This is a genomic window from Pseudomonas sp. 382 (assembly GCF_002759075.1).
GTDB lineage: Bacteria > Pseudomonadota > Gammaproteobacteria > Pseudomonadales > Pseudomonadaceae > Aquipseudomonas > Aquipseudomonas vlassakiae.
The window spans coordinates 38,697-55,731 of sequence record NZ_PEMX01000029.1; the positions used below are offsets into that span (position 1 = coordinate 38,697).

A 17,035-nucleotide genomic window follows, 5' to 3' on the forward strand; every position below is an offset into this window, starting at 1 on the left:
CGCCGGGCTTGGGGGATAATGTGCGGCTTTGATTGCTCGAGCCCTGCCATGACCACGCCTTTCGACCCCGCCCGCCAGCAAGCCAGCACGCTCTGCCTGCCACCCGGCAACTGGGCCACGGTACTCGATTGCCTGTGCGACCATTTCAAGGCGATCGAGCGTGCGCAGTGGCTTGACCGCTTCGCTCGAGGGCGGGTGCTCGATGCCGAAGGCAGGGCAATTGCCGCCGACATGCCCTACCTTCGCGGCATGCGCGTTCACTATTTTCGCGAAGTACTCAACGAGCGGCCGATTCCGGTGCAGGAGACCATCCTGCATGTTGATGAGCACCTGGTAGTGGCCGACAAACCGCACTTTCTGCCGGTGACGCCCACCGGGGAGTACGTCGAGCAGACCCTTTTGCGGCGCCTGATCCGGCGCCTGGACAACCCGCATCTGGTCCCGCTGCACCGCATCGATCGGCACACCGCCGGGTTGGTGCTGTTTTCCGCCAATCCGCAGACGCGCAGCGCATATCAACGGTTGTTTCCGGAGCGGCGGATCGACAAGCGTTATCAGGCCATCGCTGCCGCCTTGCCGCAGCATGCATTCCCCTTGGTGCACAAAAGTCGCCTGGTGCACGGCGAGCCGTTCTTCCGCATGCATGAAGTGCCAGGGGAGGCCAACAGCGAGACCTTCGCCGATGTGCTGGAGACGAATGGCGAGTGGTGGCGCTACGGCCTGTCGCCGGTAACGGGCAAGACACATCAGCTGCGTGTGCACATGGCGGCGTTGGGAGCAGGAATCTGCAACGACCCGTTCTATCCCGAGTTGCTCAAGGAAGAGGACGACTATCAGCGGCCGTTGAAGCTGCTGGCGCAAAGCTTGCGGTTTGTCGACCCGTTGACGGGCAGCGAGCGCTTCTTCGAGAGCCGGCTTGGCCTGGACTGGTAATGCGCCTTTGCCCGTCATGCAGAAGCGGCTTGCGCTGCGAACGGGCCGCAAGGCTGCTCCTGCAATGACGGCGTGGGCCTGAACTAGCGGTTGAACCGCTCCACCAGCGAATACTGGCTGCCGGCAGTGACGGTCAGCTCTTCGCTGAGCTGCGCCGAATGCTGCGCTTGCTCGGCTGTCTGGTCGGCCAGTTCAGCGATGGTGCTGATGTTGCGGCTGATCTCGTCGGCCACTGCGGTCTGCTCTTCGGTGGCGGCGGCAATCTGGGTCGCCATGTCAGTGATATTGGCCACGGCTTCGCTGATGCCGACCAGAGCCTGGTCGGCCTGCATGACGCGGTCAACGCCTTCCTGGGCCTGGCGGTGGCCGGTTTCCATGGTCTGCACGGCGTTGTTGGCGGTCTGTTGCAGCTTGGCGATCAGGCCGTGGATCTGCCCGGTCGATTCGGCGGTGCGTTGGGCCAGCTGGCGTACCTCGTCGGCGACCACGGCAAAACCACGGCCCATCTCGCCGGCACGGGCCGCTTCGATTGCAGCGTTGAGTGCCAGCAGGTTGGTCTGGTCGGCGATGCCCTTGATCACATCGACCACGCCGCCAATCTCGTCGCTGTCCTTGGCCAGCTGGGTCACGGTCTGGCCGGTTTCGCCGACGGCGCTCGACAGGCGTTCGATGGCGTCGCGGGTTTCCCCGGCGATCTGCCGACCCTGGCTGGTCAGGCGGTTGGCTTCCTGAGTGGCGTCTGCGGTGCGTTGCACGTGGTTGGCCACTTCCTGAGTGGTGGCCGCCATCTGGTTGACCGCGGCGGCGACCTGTTCTGTCTCCACGCGCTGGCGCTCCAGGCCCGAGGAGCTCTTGTGCGCCAGCGCATCGGACTGACGCGCCTGGTCACTAAGGTGCTCGGCGCTGTCCTGCAGGCGGGTCAGGCAGGTCTTCATGCGCGCGTCCTGGCTGAGCATGGCCATCTCCAGGCGTGCCTGTACCCCACGGCTGTCGGTGTACATCTGTGCGATCAGCGGGTCGGAGGTGGTCTGTTCTGCCAGGCGCAGCAGGCGCTTCAGGCCACGCTGTTGCCAGCTCAGGCCGAGCAGGCCGAGCGGTACCGACAGGCCGGCGGCCAGTGCGAAGCCCCACGAGTGACCGAGCCAGTTGCCAATCAGGAAACCGACCTGGCTGACCAGGATGAACGGCAGCCAGTCCTGCAGCACCGGCAGCCAGCGATCGCGGCGCGGGATGGCCGTCTTGCCGTCGTTGATGCGCTGGTACAGGGCTTCGGCACGGCGGATCTGCTCGGCGCTAGGCTTTACCCGCACCGACTCGAAGCCAACGACCTGGTTGTTCTCGAATATCGGCGTGACGTAGGCATTTACCCAGTAGTGATCGCCGGATTTGCAACGGTTCTTGACGATGCCCATCCACGGCAAGCCTTGCTTGAGGGTTTGCCACATGTGGGCAAACACCGCAGTCGGCACATCCGGGTGGCGCACCAGGTTGTGGGGTGCACCATTCAGCTCTTCGCGGGTGAAACCGCTGATCTCGACGAATGCATCGTTGCAGTAGGTGATCACACCCTTGGCATTGGTGGTGGAGATCAACCGTTGTTGGGCAGGGAAGGTCCGTTCCCTCTGGGTAATCGGCTGGTTGTTACGCATGAGCTGAAATAGTCCGTAAGGCTTTCGACTGATATCGGCAAGCCACTGGTTTTATTGAATGGATATTTAATTTACTTGACCTGGGGCAAATGGCCGCTACTGCAGGTGCGTTATGCGAACCTCGGCGTTCGCAGCAGTTGGCCTATGTTTGTGACCGTTTGGTTACAAATCGGGTGCATGATGACTGACCGGCCATCAAAGTGCTACTGCCGCGTGCCTGACGTCGTTTTCTGTTGTCGCGCGTAGATCGAGCGCCGCCCTCGCGGCGCTCGATCTACGCGCCACAACACCCAAGCCAATCAGCTGCGAATCATCTGCCGCAGCACATAGTGCAAGATCCCACCTGACTTGAAGTACTCCACCTCATTGAGCGTGTCGATCCGGCACAGCACCTCGATCTGCTGTTGTTGCCCATCCTCACGGGTAATGCGCAGGGGCAGGCTCATGCCCGGTGTGATCTGGGCACCGTCGAGCCCCAGCAGGTCGATCTGTTCCTTGCCCGTGAGCGCCAATTGCTTGCGGTCCTGCCCGGCCTTGAACTGCAGCGGCAGCACGCCCATGCCCACCAGGTTGGAGCGGTGGATGCGTTCGAAACTTTCTGCCAGCACCGCCTTGACCCCCAGCAGGTTGGTGCCCTTGGCCGCCCAGTCACGGCTGGAGCCGGTGCCGTATTCCTGGCCGGCGATGACCACCAGCGGCGTGCCCTCGGCCTGATAACGCATGGCGGCGTCATAGATCGAAAGCTTTTCACCGCTGGGCACGTGCACGGTGTTGCCACCTTCCTCGCCGGCCAGCATCTCGTTGCGGATGCGGATATTGGCGAAGGTGCCGCGCATCATCACTTCGTGGTTGCCGCGCCGTGAACCGTAGGAGTTGAAGTCCCGAGGCTCCACCCCCTTGCTGCGCAGGTAACGCCCGGCGGGGCTGTCGGCCTTGATGTTGCCGGCCGGGGAGATGTGGTCGGTGGTCACCGAGTCGCCGAGCAGGGCGAGGATGCGTGCACCGTGGATGTCCTTGATCTCGGGCAGCGGCCCGCCGATATCGTCGAAGAACGGTGGGTGCTGGATGTAGGTAGAACTGTCCTGCCATACGTAAGTCGCCGCCTGCGGTACTGCAATGGCCTGCCATTGAGCATCGCCGGCGAAGACTTCGGCGTATTCCTTGTGGAACATGGCCGTGTCGACCTTGGCCACGGCGTCGGCGATTTCCTGCTGGCTGGGCCAGATATCGCGCAGGTAGACGGGTTTGCCGTCGTTGTCCGTCCCCAGCGCATCCTGGGTCAGGTCGACGCGCACGCTGCCGGCCAGCGCGTAGGCCACTACCAGCGGAGGCGAGGCCAGCCAGTTGGTCTTGACCAGCGGGTGCACGCGGCCTTCGAAGTTGCGGTTGCCCGAGAGGACCGACGCGACCGTGAGGTCGGCGCTGGCGATGGCTTTTTCGATGGCTTCGTCCAATGGCCCTGAGTTGCCGATGCAGGTGGTGCAGCCATAGCCGACCAGGTCGAAGCCAAGCTGGTCAAGGTATGGGGTGAGCCCCGCAGCCTGGTAATAGTCGGTCACCACCTTGGAGCCAGGGGCCAGTGAACTCTTGACCCAGGGCTTGCGTTGCAGGCCTTTTTCCAGGGCCTTTTTCGCCAGCAGGCCGGCCGCCATCATCACGCTGGGGTTGGAAGTGTTGGTGCACGAGGTAATCGCGGCGATGACCACAGCGCCGTCGCGCAGGGTGTAGTTCTGGCCTTCATGGCTGTAGGCGATTTCGCCGGCCTGATCGGCGTTGCCGACCGCCACACCGCCACCCCCTTCACTCTCCAGGCGCCCGACCTCTTTGGCCAGCGGTTTGGGTTGCAACTCGATGAAGTGGTCGAAGGCCTGGCTTACCTGTCCCAGGGCAACCCTGTCCTGTGGCCGCTTGGGCCCGGCCAGGCTGGCCTCGACGTCATGCATGTCCAGGGCCAGTGTGTCGCTGAACAGCGGTTCTTGCCCTGGCAGGCGCCACAGGCCTTGTGCCTTGCAATACTGCTCGACCAGTTCCACGGATTCGCTTGGGCGGCCGGACAGCCGCAGGTAGTCGAGAGTGACCTCATCGACCGGGAAGAAGCCACAGGTCGCGCCGTACTCCGGTGCCATGTTGGCGATGGTCGCACGGTCGGCCAACGGCAGGTCGGCCAGGCCGTCGCCGTAGAACTCGACGAATTTGCCGACGACGCCTTTCTTGCGCAGCATCTGCGTGACGGTCAGTACCAGGTCGGTGGCGGTGATGCCTTCGCGCAGCTTGCCGGTGAGCTTGAAGCCGATCACTTCCGGTATCAGCATCGACACCGGCTGGCCGAGCATGGCCGCTTCCGCCTCGATGCCGCCGACGCCCCAGCCGAGTACGCCAAGGCCGTTGATCATGGTGGTGTGCGAGTCGGTGCCGACCAGCGTGTCGGGGAAGGCATAGGTGCGGCCATCGTCGTCGCGGGTCCATACCGTGCGCCCGAGGTATTCCAGGTTGACCTGGTGGCAGATGCCAGTGCCCGGCGGTACCACGCGGAAGTTGTCGAATGCACTTTGGCCCCAGCGCAGGAAGGCATAACGTTCGCCGTTGCGCTGCATTTCGATGTCGACGTTCTGGGTGAAGGCCTGTGGCGTGGCGTAGCGGTCGACCATCACCGAGTGGTCGATCACCAGGTCCACCGGCGACAGCGGGTTGATCCGCTGCGGATCACCGCCGGCCTTGGCCATGGCGGCGCGCATGGCGGCCAGGTCGACGACTGCTGGCACACCCGTGAAGTCCTGCATCAGCACCCGCGCCGGGCGGTACTGGATTTCGCGGTCGGAGCGACGTTCCTGCAGCCAGCCGGCGAGGGCGCGCAGGTCATCGGTGCCGACGGTCTTGCCGTCTTCCCAGCGCAGCAGGTTTTCCAGCAGTACCTTGAGCGACATGGGCAGGCGCTGCAGGTCGCCCAGCTGCCGGCCGGCTTCGGCGAGGCTGTAGTAGTGGTAGGTGCGGTCAGCCACCTGGAGGGTCTGGAGGGTATTCAGGCTATCGAGCGAGGGCATTGCCAACTCCTTGTGCGGCGGGGGCCCGGCACGGCTGGATGGCCGGTGCCACCGCGCTGTTTCGGCCCGCACGGCACGGGCCAGGCTGAAGGGTCAGGTTAGCTCTGTTTGCTGCCCCTGACTCTTTTCTGGACCGGCGGGGCATGTCGCAGGTTCCGATCTTCCTTTATCATCGCCGCCCTGCCGGCGCCCGTGGTGCGTCAGCCGTAGTGGAGTGAGAGATGAATACCCTGTTCATGCATTGCCGGCCCGGTTTCGAGGGTGAGGTCTGCGCCGAGATCAGCGAACACGCCGCCCAGCTGGGTGTGGCCGGTTATGCCAAGGGCAAGCCGCAGAGCGCTTGTGCCGAGTTCGTCTGCGCCGAGGCCGAAGGTGCCGAACGCCTGATGGCACAGCTGCGCTTTGCGCAATTGATCTTCCCGCGCCAGTGGGCGCGAGGCACGTATATCGAGTTGCCGGAAACTGACCGCATCAGCGTGCTGCTGGCGCATCTGGCCGAGCTCCCGGTGTTCGGCAGCCTGTGGCTGGAGGTGCTGGACAGCAACGAAGGCAAGGAGCTGTCGACCTTCTGCCGCAAGTTCGAAGTACCGCTGCGCAAGGCCCTGGAAAAGGCCGGTCGCCTGGTCGACAACGCGAGCCTGCCGCGCCTGCTGCTGACTTTCATCAGCGGCCGCCGGGTTTTCGTTGGCGTGGCCGAGGCGAACAACAGCGCGCTGTGGCCGATGGGTATCCCGCGCCTGAAGTTCCCGCGTGAGGCGCCCAGCCGTTCGACCCTCAAGCTGGAGGAGGCCTGGCACCAGTTCATCCCGCGCGAGAAGTGGGAACAGCGCCTGAATGACGATATGACCGGGGTCGACCTGGGTGCTTCGCCGGGTGGCTGGACTTACCAGCTGGTGCGCCGTGGCATGCTGGTGACCGCCATCGACAACGGGCCAATGGCTGAAAGCCTGATGGACACCGGGCTGGTACAACACTTGATGGCAGATGGTTTCACCTGGCAGCCGAAGCAGCCGGTGGACTGGATGGTCTGCGATATCGTCGAGAAGCCGGCGCGTACTACTTCGTTGATCGAGACTTGGCTGGGCGAGGGGTTGTGCCGTGAGGCGATCGTCAACCTGAAGTTGCCGATGAAGCAGCGTTATGCCGAGGTGCGCCGGTTGCTGGACCGTATGGAGGCAACGTTCAAGGCGCGCAAGGTCAAGGTGTCGATTGCCTGCAAGCAGCTGTATCACGACCGCGAGGAAGTGACGTGTCACCTGCGCAGGTTGGACCTCAAACCACGTTGACATCTGCCTTGCTCTTGCTCTTGCTCTTGCTCTTGCTCTTGCTCTGCTTTTGCTTTTGCTTTTGCTTTGGCTTTGGCTTCTAAGCGCGCGGTAGTTCAGGCGACGCAGATTGCGACTTCAGGAGGCCGAACGCAGGCGTCTGGAGGGCCAGGGTGCGCAGCACCCCTTCGGCGTAGCCGAAGGCGCGAGATGTAGACTTGCGTAGCAAGTCGTAGGCCGCGCGGGCCCGGAAGGCGCCGGAGTGAGGGGACCCCGGAGCGAAGCGCAGGGGCCGGATGATGGGAGCGAGGGGTTTTTGGTTACTTTTTGCCCCGTCAAAAAGTGACCCGCCGTAAGGGCGGAAGGGTGATTGTGCGTCGCCATCGCAAATGAATGTACTTGAGTGAAACAAAACCACCGCAGTCGAGCTTTTTCTTTTGGCTTTTGGCTTTTGGCTTTTGGAGAAGTGGGGAAGTGTCAGATTTTTTGTGTGCGGGCCGGTAACGGGGGCCTTTGCATCAGGTCAACATTCATTTGCCAAGGTGGCGCTGAGTCACCTTTCCGCCCTTACGGCGGGTCACTTTTTGACTGGGCAAAAAGTAACCAAAAACCCCGGCTCCCATCATCCGGCCCCTGCGCTTCGCTCCGGGGTCCCCTCACTCCGGCGCCCTCCGGGCCCGCGCGGCCTACGACTTGCTGCGCAAGTCTACATCTCGCGCCTTCGGCTGCGCCGAAGGGGTGCTACGCACCCTGGCCCTCCAGACGCCTGCGTTCGGCCTCCTGAAGTCGCAATTTGCGTCGCCTGAACTACCGCGCGCTTAGAAGCAAAAGCAGAGCAAGAGCAAAAGCAGAGCAAGAGCAAGAGCAAGAGCAAGAGCAAGAGCAAGAGCAAGAGCAAGAGCAAGAGCAAGAGCAAGAGCAAGAGCAAGAGCAAGAGCAAGAGCAAGAGCAGTCAGAGGTGGGCCTCATGAATGGCTATTGGTCCTGGTGGCGCGATGCGCCACAATAGCGATCATTTGCGGAGCCCCCCATGACTGATTTCACCCCCGATGCCATCCTCGACGCCACCGGCCTCAACTGCCCGGAGCCGGTGATGATGCTGCACCAGCACGTACGCAACCTGGCCGCTGGCGGCCTGCTCAAGGTCATCGCCACCGACCCGTCGACCCGCCGCGACATCCCCAAGTTCTGCAACTTCCTCGGCCACGAATTGCTCGGGCAGCAGGAAGAAGCCGGCACCTACCTGTACTGGATCCGCAAGAAAGCCGACTGAACCACGCTGGAACACACCTCGCGTAGCGCCTACACTGCGCTCCCCAGACAGGAGAGCGCCATGCTGATAGTTGCCGACGAGAATATCCCGCTGCTCGATGCCTTTTTCGCAGGCTTCGGCGAGATCCGCCGTTATCCCGGCCGCAGCCTCGACGCCGCCAGCGTCAGGGACGCCGATGTGCTGCTGGTGCGCTCGGTGACCAAGGTCGACCGGCAACTGCTCGAAGGCAGCAAGGTGCGCTTCGTCGGCACCTGCACCATTGGCACCGACCACCTGGACCTCGACTACTTCGCCGAAGCCGGTATTCACTGGAGCAGCGCGCCGGGCTGCAATGCCCGTGGCGTGGTCGATTACGTACTGGGTAGCCTGCTGACCCTGGCCGACCTGGACGGCGCGGTACTGGCGCAACGCACCTATGGGGTGGTCGGCGCCGGCGAAGTCGGTGGCCGCCTGGTGCGCGTGTTGCACGGCCTGGGCTGGAAGGTGCTGGTATGCGACCCGCTGCGCCAGGCCACCGAGGGCGGCGACTTCGTCAGCCTCGCGACCATCCTCGAGCAGTGCGACGTGATCAGCCTGCACACCCCGCTGCAGCGCGGCGGTGAGTATCCAACCTGGCACCTGCTCGGTGCAGCCCAGCTGGCGCAGCTGCGCCCCGGTGCCTGGCTGATCAACGCCAGCCGCGGGCCGGTGGTGGACAACGCAGCGCTGCGCGAGCTGCTGCTGGATCGCGAAGACGTGCACGCAGTGCTCGATGTCTGGGAAGGCGAGCCGCAGGTCGACCTGCAACTGGCAGACCTGTGCACCCTGGCCACGCCACATATTGCCGGTTATAGCCTGGATGGCCGCCAGCGTGGCACGGCGCAGATCTATCAGGCCTTGTGCCGCCACCTGGGCGAGGCCGAACAGGTCCAGCTGGCCGACCTGCTGCCGCCTGCGCCGTTGGCGCAAATCGAGCTGGACGGCACCGCAGAGCCTGCCTGGGCCTTGGCGACGCTGTGCCGGGCGGTATATGACCCGCGACGTGACGATGCCGATTTCCGTCGCAGCCTGAGTGACGATGTGGCCGAGCAGCGTGCGGCGTTCGACCAGCTGCGCAAGCAGTATCCACCGCGCCGGGAGATCGAAGGGCTGGCGGTGCGCGTGCGGGGCGAAGCGCCGCAGCTGGCGCAGATGGTCAATGCCCTGGGTGGCGTGCTGGCCTGAGCACGGCCAACACATAAAAAACCCGGCATCAAGCCGGGTTTCAAAAAGTCCGCACTTCAGCCGTGGTGAAGTTTTTTCACGCGGCTGTCTTCCAGGTCCTTGCAGGCCTGCTGGATCATCTGCTCGGTGATCTCGATCTCGCGGCCCTGGGCGTCGATGATCGAACCACAGGCCTTGGGTTGTGGCTTGTTCTGCGGTTTCAAAGTGTCGCTGCCATGTTGCAAGCTCATTGAATATCTCCTCATCAGGTTCAGGCCCAGGTTAAACCTGCGCCGTGACTGGCCTGTTACAAAAGTTATCGTGTGCACCAAGGCCTGCACAGTCCAGCAGAAAGCGCAGCAAAGCTCCAGAGGCCCGTTAGAACGATGGGCTATAGGCACTGCCTGGGTGGATGAGTGGTAGTCTTCATATTCCTGCTTTCCTGGTTCATGTCATGCCCGATTCGGCTTCCTTTCGCCAACGCCGTGCCCTGCGCCTGGCCTGGCAGTTCATGCATCCTTTCCGTCGCCAGGCGCTGTTGGCATTGCTGGCGCTGATCGTCACCGCTGGCATCACCCTGTCCATGGGCCAGGGTATCCGCCTGCTGGTCGACCAGGGTTTCATGACCCGTTCAGCACACCAGTTGAACCAGACCATCGGCCTGTTCATGGTGCTGGTACTGGCCCTGGCGACTGGCACGTTCAGCCGCTTCTATCTGGTGTCGTGGATTGGCGAGCGCTGCGTTGCCGACATCCGCCGCGCGGTCTTCGACCACCTGGTGGGTTTGCATCCGGGCTTTTTCGAAGACAACCGCAGCGCTGAGATCCAGTCGCGGCTGACTGCCGACACGACCTTGTTGCAGTCGGTGATCGGCTCCTCGCTGTCAATGTTCCTGCGCAATGCACTGATGGTGATCGGTGGCGTGGTGCTGCTGTTCATCACCAACCCCAAGCTCACCAGCATCGTGGTGGTGGCATTGCCGCTGGTGCTGGCACCGATCCTTTTGTTTGGCCGACGGGTGCGCAGCCTGTCGCGGCAGAGCCAGGACCGGGTGGCCGATGTAGGCAGCTATGTGGCGGAGACCCTGGGGCAGATCAAGACCGTGCAGGCATACAACCACCAGGTACGCGACCGTGAAATGTTCGCCGGTACGGTGGAGGCTGCGTTTGCCGTGGCCCGGCAACGTATTGCCCAACGTGCCTGGCTGATCACGCTGGTGATCGTGCTGGTGTTGGGGGCGGTGGGCGTGATGCTGTGGGTGGGCGGCATGGATGTGATCGCCGGGCGCATTTCTGCAGGCGAGTTGGCGGCGTTCGTGTTCTATAGCCTGATTGTCGGCAGCGCCGTTGGCACGCTCAGTGAAGTGATCGGCGAGCTGCAGCGCGCCGCTGGGGCCGCCGAGCGCATCGCCGAGCTGCTGGCGGCGAATAGCACGATCCTGGCCCCAGAGGCCCCCGTGATGCTGGCACAGCAGCGCGCCAGTGGACGCATCGAACTGCAGCACGTGACCTTTGCCTATCCCTCGCGACCCTCGGTGGCTGCCATCGACCAGCTCAGCCTGACCATCGAACCCGGCCAGACCTTGGCGCTGGTGGGGCCGTCGGGGGCGGGTAAGTCGACATTGTTCGACCTGCTTTTGCGCTTCTACGACCCACAGCAGGGGCGCATCGTGCTCGACGGCCAACCCATCACGGCGCTGGCCCCGGACGACCTGCGCCGCCAGTTCGCCCTGGTGGCGCAGAACCCGTCGCTGTTCCGCGGCACGGTCGAGGCCAACATCCGCTACGGCCGGCCCGAGGCGACAGTGGCCGAGGTCGAGGCGGCGGCCCATGGCGCCCATGCCGACGAGTTCATCCGGCAACTGCCGCAGGGTTACCAGACGCCGCTGGGCGAGGGCGGCATTGGCCTTTCCGGTGGCCAGAAGCAACGCCTGGCAATCGCCCGGGCGCTGCTGGTGGATGCGCCGATCCTGCTGCTCGACGAAGCCACCAGCGCCCTCGATGCGCAAAGCGAACATTTGATCCAGCAGGCCTTGCCGCGCCTGATGGCCGGGCGTACCATGCTGGTCATCGCCCATCGCCTGGCCACGGTGCAGCACGCCGACCGCATCGCGGTGATCGACAAGGGGCGTGTGGTCGCGGTCGGCACCCATCGGCAGCTGATCGAGGAAAGCCCGTTGTACGCTCGCCTGGCCGAGTTGCAGTTCACCACGGGCTAGGCGTCGTGTAGCTGTAACATTTCTGTAGCAATTGCTTGAGAGTATGGATCGCAACTGTTGCGTATGTGCTCGACCTGGCTGCTATCGATTGATGGCAGCTTTTTTTTGGCCTGCGAACGAGCACAAGGATGTCTGTCGCGGCGCTGCAACGGCGCGCCGTTCCCTTATTCCTTGTTCCCGAGATCCGCGATGTTGCGTAAATCACTTCGAGTGCAAATTCTTACCCTGCTGGGCAGCAGCCTGGCGGCGATGCTGCTGATCGCCCTGGTGTGCTTCCAGTTCCTGTCCTCCAGCGTGCGTGGCTATGGTGAACTGGTGGACGGGCCGCTGCGGGCTTCGCAATTGATCGATGAAGCCAACCTGCAGTTCAAGATCCAGGTGCAGGAGTGGAAAAACGTGCTGCTGCGCGGCCGCCAACCTGCCGAGCTGGACAAGTACTGGCAGCAGTTCCAGGCCCGTGAGCAGCAGGTTCAGCAATTGCTCGGGCAACTGATCGACGGCAGCGAGGAAGAGCTCAAGGCACCGCTGCAACAGCTGCGTGATAGCCATCGCCAGCTTGGCCAGGCCTACGCACAAGGGCGTCAGGCCTTTCTGGCGGCCGGGGGGGACCCGGTAGCCGGTGACCAGGCGGTGAAGGGGGTCGACCGGGCGGCCAGTGAGCAGATGAGCGCGCTGGTCGAGCAGTTGCGCGCCGAGGCCCGTGACCGCGCCTCCCAGATCAACGCCAGTGCCGAACGCACCGTGTGGCTGGGTGTGTTGGTAATGCTGGGGTCGGCCTTACTGGTCGGCCTGCTCAGCCTGTGGCTGCTCAACCGCAGCCTGATCGAGCCGATCCGCCAACTGATCGAATACGTGGCGCAACTCAGCCAGGGGCACTTCGCCGCCCGCGTCGACAGCCGTCGCGAAGACGAACTGGGCCGCCTGGCGCGTGCTGCCAATACCCTGCGCGACTTCCTCGCCGACACCGTTGGCCGTCTCAAGGACAATGCCCAGGAACTGGAGGGCGCCAGTGGCCAGCTGCGCACCATTGCCGGTGACATGGCCCGTGGCACCCACGACCAGTTCCAACGCACCGACCAAGTGGCCACGGCCATGCACGAGATGTCTGCCACCGCCCAGGAAGTGGCGCGCCACGCAGCGGATGCTGCACGGGCCGCCGACGAGGCCGACCACAGCGCCCAGGCCGGCGAGCAGGTGATGCAGCAGACCATCGACACCATTGGCGTGGTCAATCGCGAGATCGCCGGTACCGCCGCAGTGATCCGCAATCTTGAGAACGACAGCTCACGCATCGGCAAAGTGCTTGAGGTGATCCGTGGCATCGCCGAGCAGACCAACTTGCTGGCGCTCAATGCCGCCATCGAGGCGGCCCGCGCGGGTGAGGCCGGGCGTGGCTTTGCCGTGGTCGCCGACGAGGTGCGCAGCCTGGCCCAGCGTACTGCGGCGTCGATCGCCGAAATTCACCAGATCATCGAAGCCGTGCAGTCGGGTGCGGTGGAGGCGGTCAAGGCTATCGAAAGTGGCCAGCAGCGTAGCGAGGAGGGCGCCGAACAGGTGCAGCAGGCCGGGCAGATGCTGCAGCGCATCACCCTGGCGGTGGAGGCGATCCGCGACATGAACCGGCAGATCGCCACGGCGGCCGAGGAGCAGACCAGCGTGGCCGAGGATATCTCGCGCAACCTGATCGAAATCACCCGGATTGCCACCGCCAACCAAGAGGCCGTGCAACATACCGAGCAGGCGGGGCAACGCCTGCATGGTTTGTCGGGGCAGCTGGGCGAGGTCACTTCGCGTCTGACCGCCTGATGGTTGCCGGGGGGACGAAGCGCCCCCCAGCGGCAACCCGCCCTGTGCCGGTGCAGGCGGAACAGGCGCGTTCAACGCGCAACAAAAAGCCCGCGCGAGGCGGGCTGTTTGTTGAGGATCTGGTCGGAGAGACAGGATTCGAACCTGCGGCCTTCTCGTCCCGAACGAGACGCGCTACCTGGCTGCGCTACACTCCGATGAGCAAAATCCTACTGCATAGCATTTTCGGGTGCAAGCCCTTGTAGTTTAAAGGGCTTATGCCCAAAACAGCGCGTGGATCAGAGCTCCTTGACGGTACGGATCTGGTCCTTGTTCAGGCGCGTGCGCTTGCCGTCGAGCTGTTCGAATTCGTAGAAACCGGAGTCCTCGTCAAAGGAAGGGGTATCCACTGCCTGGATTTCACGGCCGTCGTTCAGAGTGATCACGGTCGGCGATGCGCAGCCGGCGAGGGCGCCAAGGCCCAGGGCGAGCAAGAAGGCGGGAAGGGTCCGTTGAATCATCGTGTTTCTCCAGTGCGATGGTGCAAGATGACTTTATGACGCAGGGCGTCCACGCAAGTTCCTTTTACATTCCATCATAGCGACAAGCCAGGGTTATTGACCTGTGCCTGCTTGCACGGCCGCCTGTGATATAACTGCGCGCATCATCTTCCCCTGCGACGGACACTCATGAAAGCCAAGGCAGATACCCCCTTCGTAGCGCTGAACATTGCCGTGCTGACGGTCAGCGACACCCGCACTTTCGAAACCGACACCTCCGGGCAAACCTTTGTCGAGCGCCTTACTGCCGCGGGCCACAACCTGGCCGCGCGCGTGCTGCTCAAGGATGACCTGTACAAGATCCGCGCCCAGGTCGCCACCTGGATCGCCGACGATAGCGTACAGGTGGTGCTGATTACCGGTGGTACCGGCTTTACCGGCCGTGACAGTACACCGGAAGCTGTTACCTGCCTGCTGGACAAGCAGGTTGAAGGTTTTGGCGAGTTGTTCCGGCAGATTTCCGTGGCCGATATCGGCACCTCCACCATTCAGTCGCGCGCCCTGGCTGGCCTGGCCAACGGCACCCTGGTTTGCTGCCTGCCGGGTTCGACCAATGCCGTACGCACCGGTTGGGACGGCATCCTCGCCGAACAGCTGGATGCCCGCCATCGTCCGTGCAATTTCGTCGCCCACCTGAAACAGGCAGCGGCCTGTGACAGCCGTGGCTGAGGCACCCGCTACCCGGCCACTGATGCCGGTGGAGCAAGCTTTGGAGCGCCTGCTGGCGCTGGCCGAGGCTGCGCCAATCACGCAAACCGAACGCGTCTCGCTGGCCGAAGCCGAAGGCCGCGTGCTGGCCACCGAGCTAGTGGCCACGCTCGACCTGCCGCCGTGGCCGAACAGCGCCATGGACGGCTACGCCTTGCGCCTGGCCGACCTGCAGGGCGAGCCTTTGCCGGTTAGCCAGCGGATCTTCGCCGGGCACGCGCCTGAGCCTCTGCAGCCCGGTACCTGTGCACGGATCTTCACCGGTGCACCGATGCCGGCGGGTGCCGACTGCGTCGAAATGCAGGAAAATACCGAGGTGCTGGAAGATGGCCGGGTGCGCTTCCTCGAAGCGCTGACGCTTGACCAGAACGTTCGCCCGCAGGGCCAGGAAACCCGTAAGGGCGAGCAGGTGATGGCCGCCGGCACACGGCTCGGGCCGATAGAACTGGGCCTGGCGGCGACCCTGGGTCATGCCGAGCTGCCGGTGGTGCGACGGGTGCGGGTGGCGGTTCTGTCCACTGGCGATGAACTGGTCGAGCCCGGCCTGCCGCTGGCCCCGGGGCAGATCTACAACAGCAACCGGCGCCTGCTGGTCAGCTGGCTGCAGCGGCTGGGCTGCGAAGTGCGCGACATGGGCATTGTTCCCGATAACCTGGAGCGTACCCGCGAGTGCCTGGGTGCCCTGGGCGATGTCGACCTGATCCTCTCCACGGGCGGTGTCTCCGTGGGCGAGGCCGACTACCTCGGTGCCGCACTGCGCGAAGCGGGGGAGCTGGCCTTGTGGAAGCTGGCGATCAAGCCTGGCAAGCCGCTGACATTCGGCCATTACCGCGGTGTGCCGGTACTCGGCCTGCCCGGTAACCCGGCGTCGACCCTGGTCACCTTTGGCCTGTTGACCCGGCCCTATCTGCTGCGCCGCCAGGGTGTGGCTGATGTCACACCGCTGCGCTTCGATGTACCGGCCGGGTTCGAATGGACCAAGGCCGGCACGCGCCGCGAGTACTTGCGTGCGCGCATCGACCAAGGCCAGGTGCGTATCTACAAGAACCAGAGCTCCGGTGTGCTGCGCAGTGCGGCCTGGGCAGAGGGCTTGGTGGAGGTGCGTGAAGGCAGCACGCCGAAACCTGGCGATAGCGTGCCGTTCATCCCGCTGAGCGAACTACTCGGTTGAGCGACCCAGCCAGGCGCCAGCGCCTTGGGGGGCGCCGGCCGTTGCTGCCTGGGTTAGGCGCATGTGCACCGTTTCCAGTTGCTGGGCGGCCACGCTCCAGTCGTGGCGATTGCGGGCGAACTGTCGGCCGGCCTCGCTCAATTGGCACATGCGCCACGGCTGGTTGAGCAATTGCGTGACCAGCAGCGCCAACTGGTCGCCGTCGTCACTGCCCAGGTAATGTTCGCCGTTGTTGGCGGCCAGCCCTGAAACGCCTTTGCCGGTGCTGATCACCGGCAGCCCGGCGGCCATGGCTTCGAGGATCTTCACCTTGGAGCCCCCGGCATAGCGCAAGGGCGCGAAGAACAGCGCGGAGCGGCGTTGCAATTCGCGCAGGTCCGGGCGATAGCCGACCCATTCGATACGTGGATCGTTCCAGCGCAGTTTCCAGCTTGCCGGCAGCGCATGCCCGGCGATGGCCAGGCGTACCGCCGGATTGCTCATCCACACTTGGGGCAGGATTTCTTCCAGGGCCCATTCGACCGCCTCCACGTTGGCGGCGTACTCGAAGTTGCCAACGAACAGCAAGCGCTGGCTATGCAGGGCCGGGTGGACGTTCTGGTAATAGTCGCAATCGACGCCGTTGACCACCACCTTTACCGGGCGGCCGCTGACCTGGCTGATCAACTCGGCATCATGCGGACTCACCGCCACCACCTCGGTGGGTTGGCGCAGCACGCGCTGCTCCCAGCGCCGGTAGCGCCAACGGTCGAAGGCGTTGAGCGGGCGCAGCCACAGCGGCAGGCGGTCGTGGCAGGCGGCGCCGGTGACTGATTCCAGATTGTGCTCGCAGAGCATGTAGGGCAGCTCGCGTGCCTGCAGTGCTTTTTCGAAAGGCTGGAAACTGTAGCTGTGCTCGATCTGGATAACGTCCCAGGGTTCGTCCAGCAACTGCTCGAACTGGCGCCGCAAGCCTGGCGACAGGCCATTGATGATGGCCCGCATCGGGTAGTCGATGATCGGCGAGGCGAGCAGATTGAGCGGGCTGTGCAAGGGGCGCCGGGGCAGCACGATCAGGCGTTCGAGCAGGGGTTCCAGGGCTTCGCGGGCGGCATCGCACAAAGGGATTTTCGACTGCACCAGCAAGGTGATCCGGTGGCCCTGCTGCGCCAGCGCGCGCAGCAGGTGATATTGCCGGGTCTTGCTGCCACTGGTGGTGGGCCAGGGCAGGTAAGGCAGAGTCCAGAGAATGCGCATGAAGCGGAAACCTC

The 17,035-nt window shown here is 64.0% G+C and carries 14 protein-coding genes, 1 tRNA gene and 1 pseudogene; 10 read left to right on the forward strand and 6 right to left on the reverse strand.

The window, feature by feature from the left end; translation table 11 throughout:
• The first annotated feature begins 48 nt into the window (after window positions 1-48).
• Entirely contained in the window at window positions 49-933 is an 885-nt protein-coding gene (locus CQW31_RS24175; protein ID WP_099815568.1) for a pseudouridine synthase, read from the forward strand.
• Between the two features lie 83 nt (window positions 934-1,016).
• On the opposite strand, the gene CQW31_RS24180 is transcribed toward CQW31_RS24175, so the two are convergent.
• Complete coding sequence (locus CQW31_RS24180; protein WP_054883463.1) at window positions 1,017-2,582, reverse strand: PAS domain-containing methyl-accepting chemotaxis protein; 1,566 nt, start codon at window positions 2,580-2,582, stop codon at window positions 1,017-1,019.
• 299 nt (window positions 2,583-2,881) lie between these two features.
• Window positions 2,882-5,623 carry an aconitate hydratase AcnA gene (gene acnA / locus CQW31_RS24185; RefSeq protein WP_054883464.1) on the reverse strand — a complete coding sequence of 914 codons (2,742 nt, stop codon included), beginning with the start codon at window positions 5,621-5,623 and terminating at the stop codon, window positions 2,882-2,884.
• A 221-nt stretch (window positions 5,624-5,844) separates the two neighbouring features.
• On the opposite strand from acnA, the gene rlmM reads away from it, so the two are divergent.
• From rlmM to pdxB, 4 genes are all read left to right on the forward strand, one after another.
• Window positions 5,845-6,909: a 23S rRNA (cytidine(2498)-2'-O)-methyltransferase RlmM gene (gene rlmM / locus CQW31_RS24190; protein ID WP_054883465.1), complete on the forward strand. Its 1,065-nt coding sequence runs from the start codon at window positions 5,845-5,847 to the stop codon at window positions 6,907-6,909.
• Between the two features lie 772 nt (window positions 6,910-7,681).
• Window positions 7,682-7,897 carry a hypothetical protein gene (locus CQW31_RS24195; RefSeq protein ID WP_099815569.1) on the forward strand — a complete coding sequence of 72 codons (216 nt, stop codon included), beginning with the start codon at window positions 7,682-7,684 and terminating at the stop codon, window positions 7,895-7,897.
• 21 nt (window positions 7,898-7,918) lie between these two features.
• On the forward strand, window positions 7,919-8,161 hold the full coding sequence (gene tusA / locus CQW31_RS24200) for a sulfurtransferase TusA (RefSeq protein WP_054883466.1): 243 nt from the start codon (window positions 7,919-7,921) through the stop codon (window positions 8,159-8,161).
• A gap of 60 nt (window positions 8,162-8,221) precedes the next feature.
• On the forward strand, window positions 8,222-9,364 hold the full coding sequence (pdxB, locus tag CQW31_RS24205; protein WP_054883467.1) for a 4-phosphoerythronate dehydrogenase PdxB: 1,143 nt from the start codon (window positions 8,222-8,224) through the stop codon (window positions 9,362-9,364).
• Window positions 9,365-9,420: 56 nt separating this feature from the next.
• Here the strand turns inward: pdxB and CQW31_RS31385 are convergent, their stop codons facing one another.
• Complete coding sequence (locus CQW31_RS31385; protein WP_178075587.1) at window positions 9,421-9,594, reverse strand: PA1571 family protein; 174 nt, start codon at window positions 9,592-9,594, stop codon at window positions 9,421-9,423.
• Window positions 9,595-9,797: 203 nt separating this feature from the next.
• Here CQW31_RS31385 and CQW31_RS24210 point away from each other — a divergent pair, with 203 nt between their 5' ends.
• The 3 genes and pseudogenes from CQW31_RS24210 to CQW31_RS32230 all read left to right on the forward strand — a co-directional run bounded on the left by CQW31_RS24210 (window position 9,798) and on the right by CQW31_RS32230 (window position 13,367).
• The gene (locus CQW31_RS24210) at window positions 9,798-11,561 is read left to right on the forward strand and encodes an ABC transporter transmembrane domain-containing protein (protein ID WP_099815570.1); all 1,764 of its coding nucleotides are present in this window, start codon (window positions 9,798-9,800) and stop codon (window positions 11,559-11,561) included.
• Window positions 11,562-12,323: 762 nt separating this feature from the next.
• Window positions 12,324-12,434, forward strand: a pseudogene (locus CQW31_RS32225) (hypothetical protein); the annotation flags it as partial.
• A 228-nt stretch (window positions 12,435-12,662) separates the two neighbouring features.
• A complete protein-coding gene (locus tag CQW31_RS32230; RefSeq protein WP_371263232.1) occupies window positions 12,663-13,367 on the forward strand; it encodes a methyl-accepting chemotaxis protein in 705 nt (234 codons plus the stop codon).
• A 120-nt stretch (window positions 13,368-13,487) separates the two neighbouring features.
• Here the strand turns inward: CQW31_RS32230 and CQW31_RS24220 are convergent.
• A tRNA-Pro gene (locus tag CQW31_RS24220) sits at window positions 13,488-13,564 on the reverse strand.
• An 81-nt stretch (window positions 13,565-13,645) separates the two neighbouring features.
• Window positions 13,646-13,867, reverse strand: a complete 222-nt coding sequence (locus tag CQW31_RS24225) for a YgdI/YgdR family lipoprotein (RefSeq protein ID WP_027596642.1) — start codon at window positions 13,865-13,867, stop codon at window positions 13,646-13,648.
• Window positions 13,868-14,035: 168 nt separating this feature from the next.
• Here CQW31_RS24225 and moaB point away from each other — a divergent pair, with 168 nt between their 5' ends.
• A complete protein-coding gene (moaB, locus tag CQW31_RS24230) occupies window positions 14,036-14,575 on the forward strand; it encodes a molybdenum cofactor biosynthesis protein B (RefSeq protein WP_054883470.1) in 540 nt (179 codons plus the stop codon).
• Window positions 14,559-15,785 carry a gephyrin-like molybdotransferase Glp gene (gene glp, locus CQW31_RS24235; protein ID WP_099815572.1) on the forward strand — a complete coding sequence of 409 codons (1,227 nt, stop codon included), beginning with the start codon at window positions 14,559-14,561 and terminating at the stop codon, window positions 15,783-15,785. Before moaB ends, glp begins: the two co-directional genes overlap by 17 nt.
• Here the strand turns inward: glp and CQW31_RS24240 are convergent.
• Window positions 15,774-17,021 carry a glycosyltransferase family 4 protein gene (locus tag CQW31_RS24240; RefSeq protein ID WP_099815573.1) on the reverse strand — a complete coding sequence of 416 codons (1,248 nt, stop codon included), beginning with the start codon at window positions 17,019-17,021 and terminating at the stop codon, window positions 15,774-15,776. The two genes, glp and CQW31_RS24240, sit on opposite strands and share 12 nt — an antisense overlap.
• Window positions 17,022-17,035 lie beyond the last annotated feature (14 nt).

Excerpts from the sequence above, each read along its gene's own strand:
- CQW31_RS24175 (WP_099815568.1), top strand. The coding sequence starts at position 49 with ATGACCACGCCTTTCGACCCCGCCCGCCAGCAAGCCAGCACGCTCTGC.
- CQW31_RS24180 (WP_054883463.1), bottom strand. The coding sequence starts at position 2,582 with ATGCGTAACAACCAGCCGATTACCCAGAGGGAACGGACCTTCCCTGCC.
- acnA (WP_054883464.1), bottom strand. The coding sequence starts at position 5,623 with ATGCCCTCGCTCGATAGCCTGAATACCCTCCAGACCCTCCAGGTGGCT.
- rlmM (WP_054883465.1), top strand. The coding sequence starts at position 5,845 with ATGAATACCCTGTTCATGCATTGCCGGCCCGGTTTCGAGGGTGAGGTC.
- tusA (WP_054883466.1), top strand. The coding sequence starts at position 7,919 with ATGACTGATTTCACCCCCGATGCCATCCTCGACGCCACCGGCCTCAAC.
- pdxB (WP_054883467.1), top strand. The coding sequence starts at position 8,222 with ATGCTGATAGTTGCCGACGAGAATATCCCGCTGCTCGATGCCTTTTTC.
- CQW31_RS31385 (WP_178075587.1), bottom strand. The coding sequence starts at position 9,594 with ATGAGCTTGCAACATGGCAGCGACACTTTGAAACCGCAGAACAAGCCA.
- CQW31_RS24210 (WP_099815570.1), top strand. The coding sequence starts at position 9,798 with ATGCCCGATTCGGCTTCCTTTCGCCAACGCCGTGCCCTGCGCCTGGCC.
- CQW31_RS32230 (WP_371263232.1), top strand. The coding sequence starts at position 12,663 with ATGTCTGCCACCGCCCAGGAAGTGGCGCGCCACGCAGCGGATGCTGCA.
- CQW31_RS24225 (WP_027596642.1), bottom strand. The coding sequence starts at position 13,867 with ATGATTCAACGGACCCTTCCCGCCTTCTTGCTCGCCCTGGGCCTTGGC.
- moaB (WP_054883470.1), top strand. The coding sequence starts at position 14,036 with ATGAAAGCCAAGGCAGATACCCCCTTCGTAGCGCTGAACATTGCCGTG.
- CQW31_RS24240 (WP_099815573.1), bottom strand. The coding sequence starts at position 17,021 with ATGCGCATTCTCTGGACTCTGCCTTACCTGCCCTGGCCCACCACCAGT.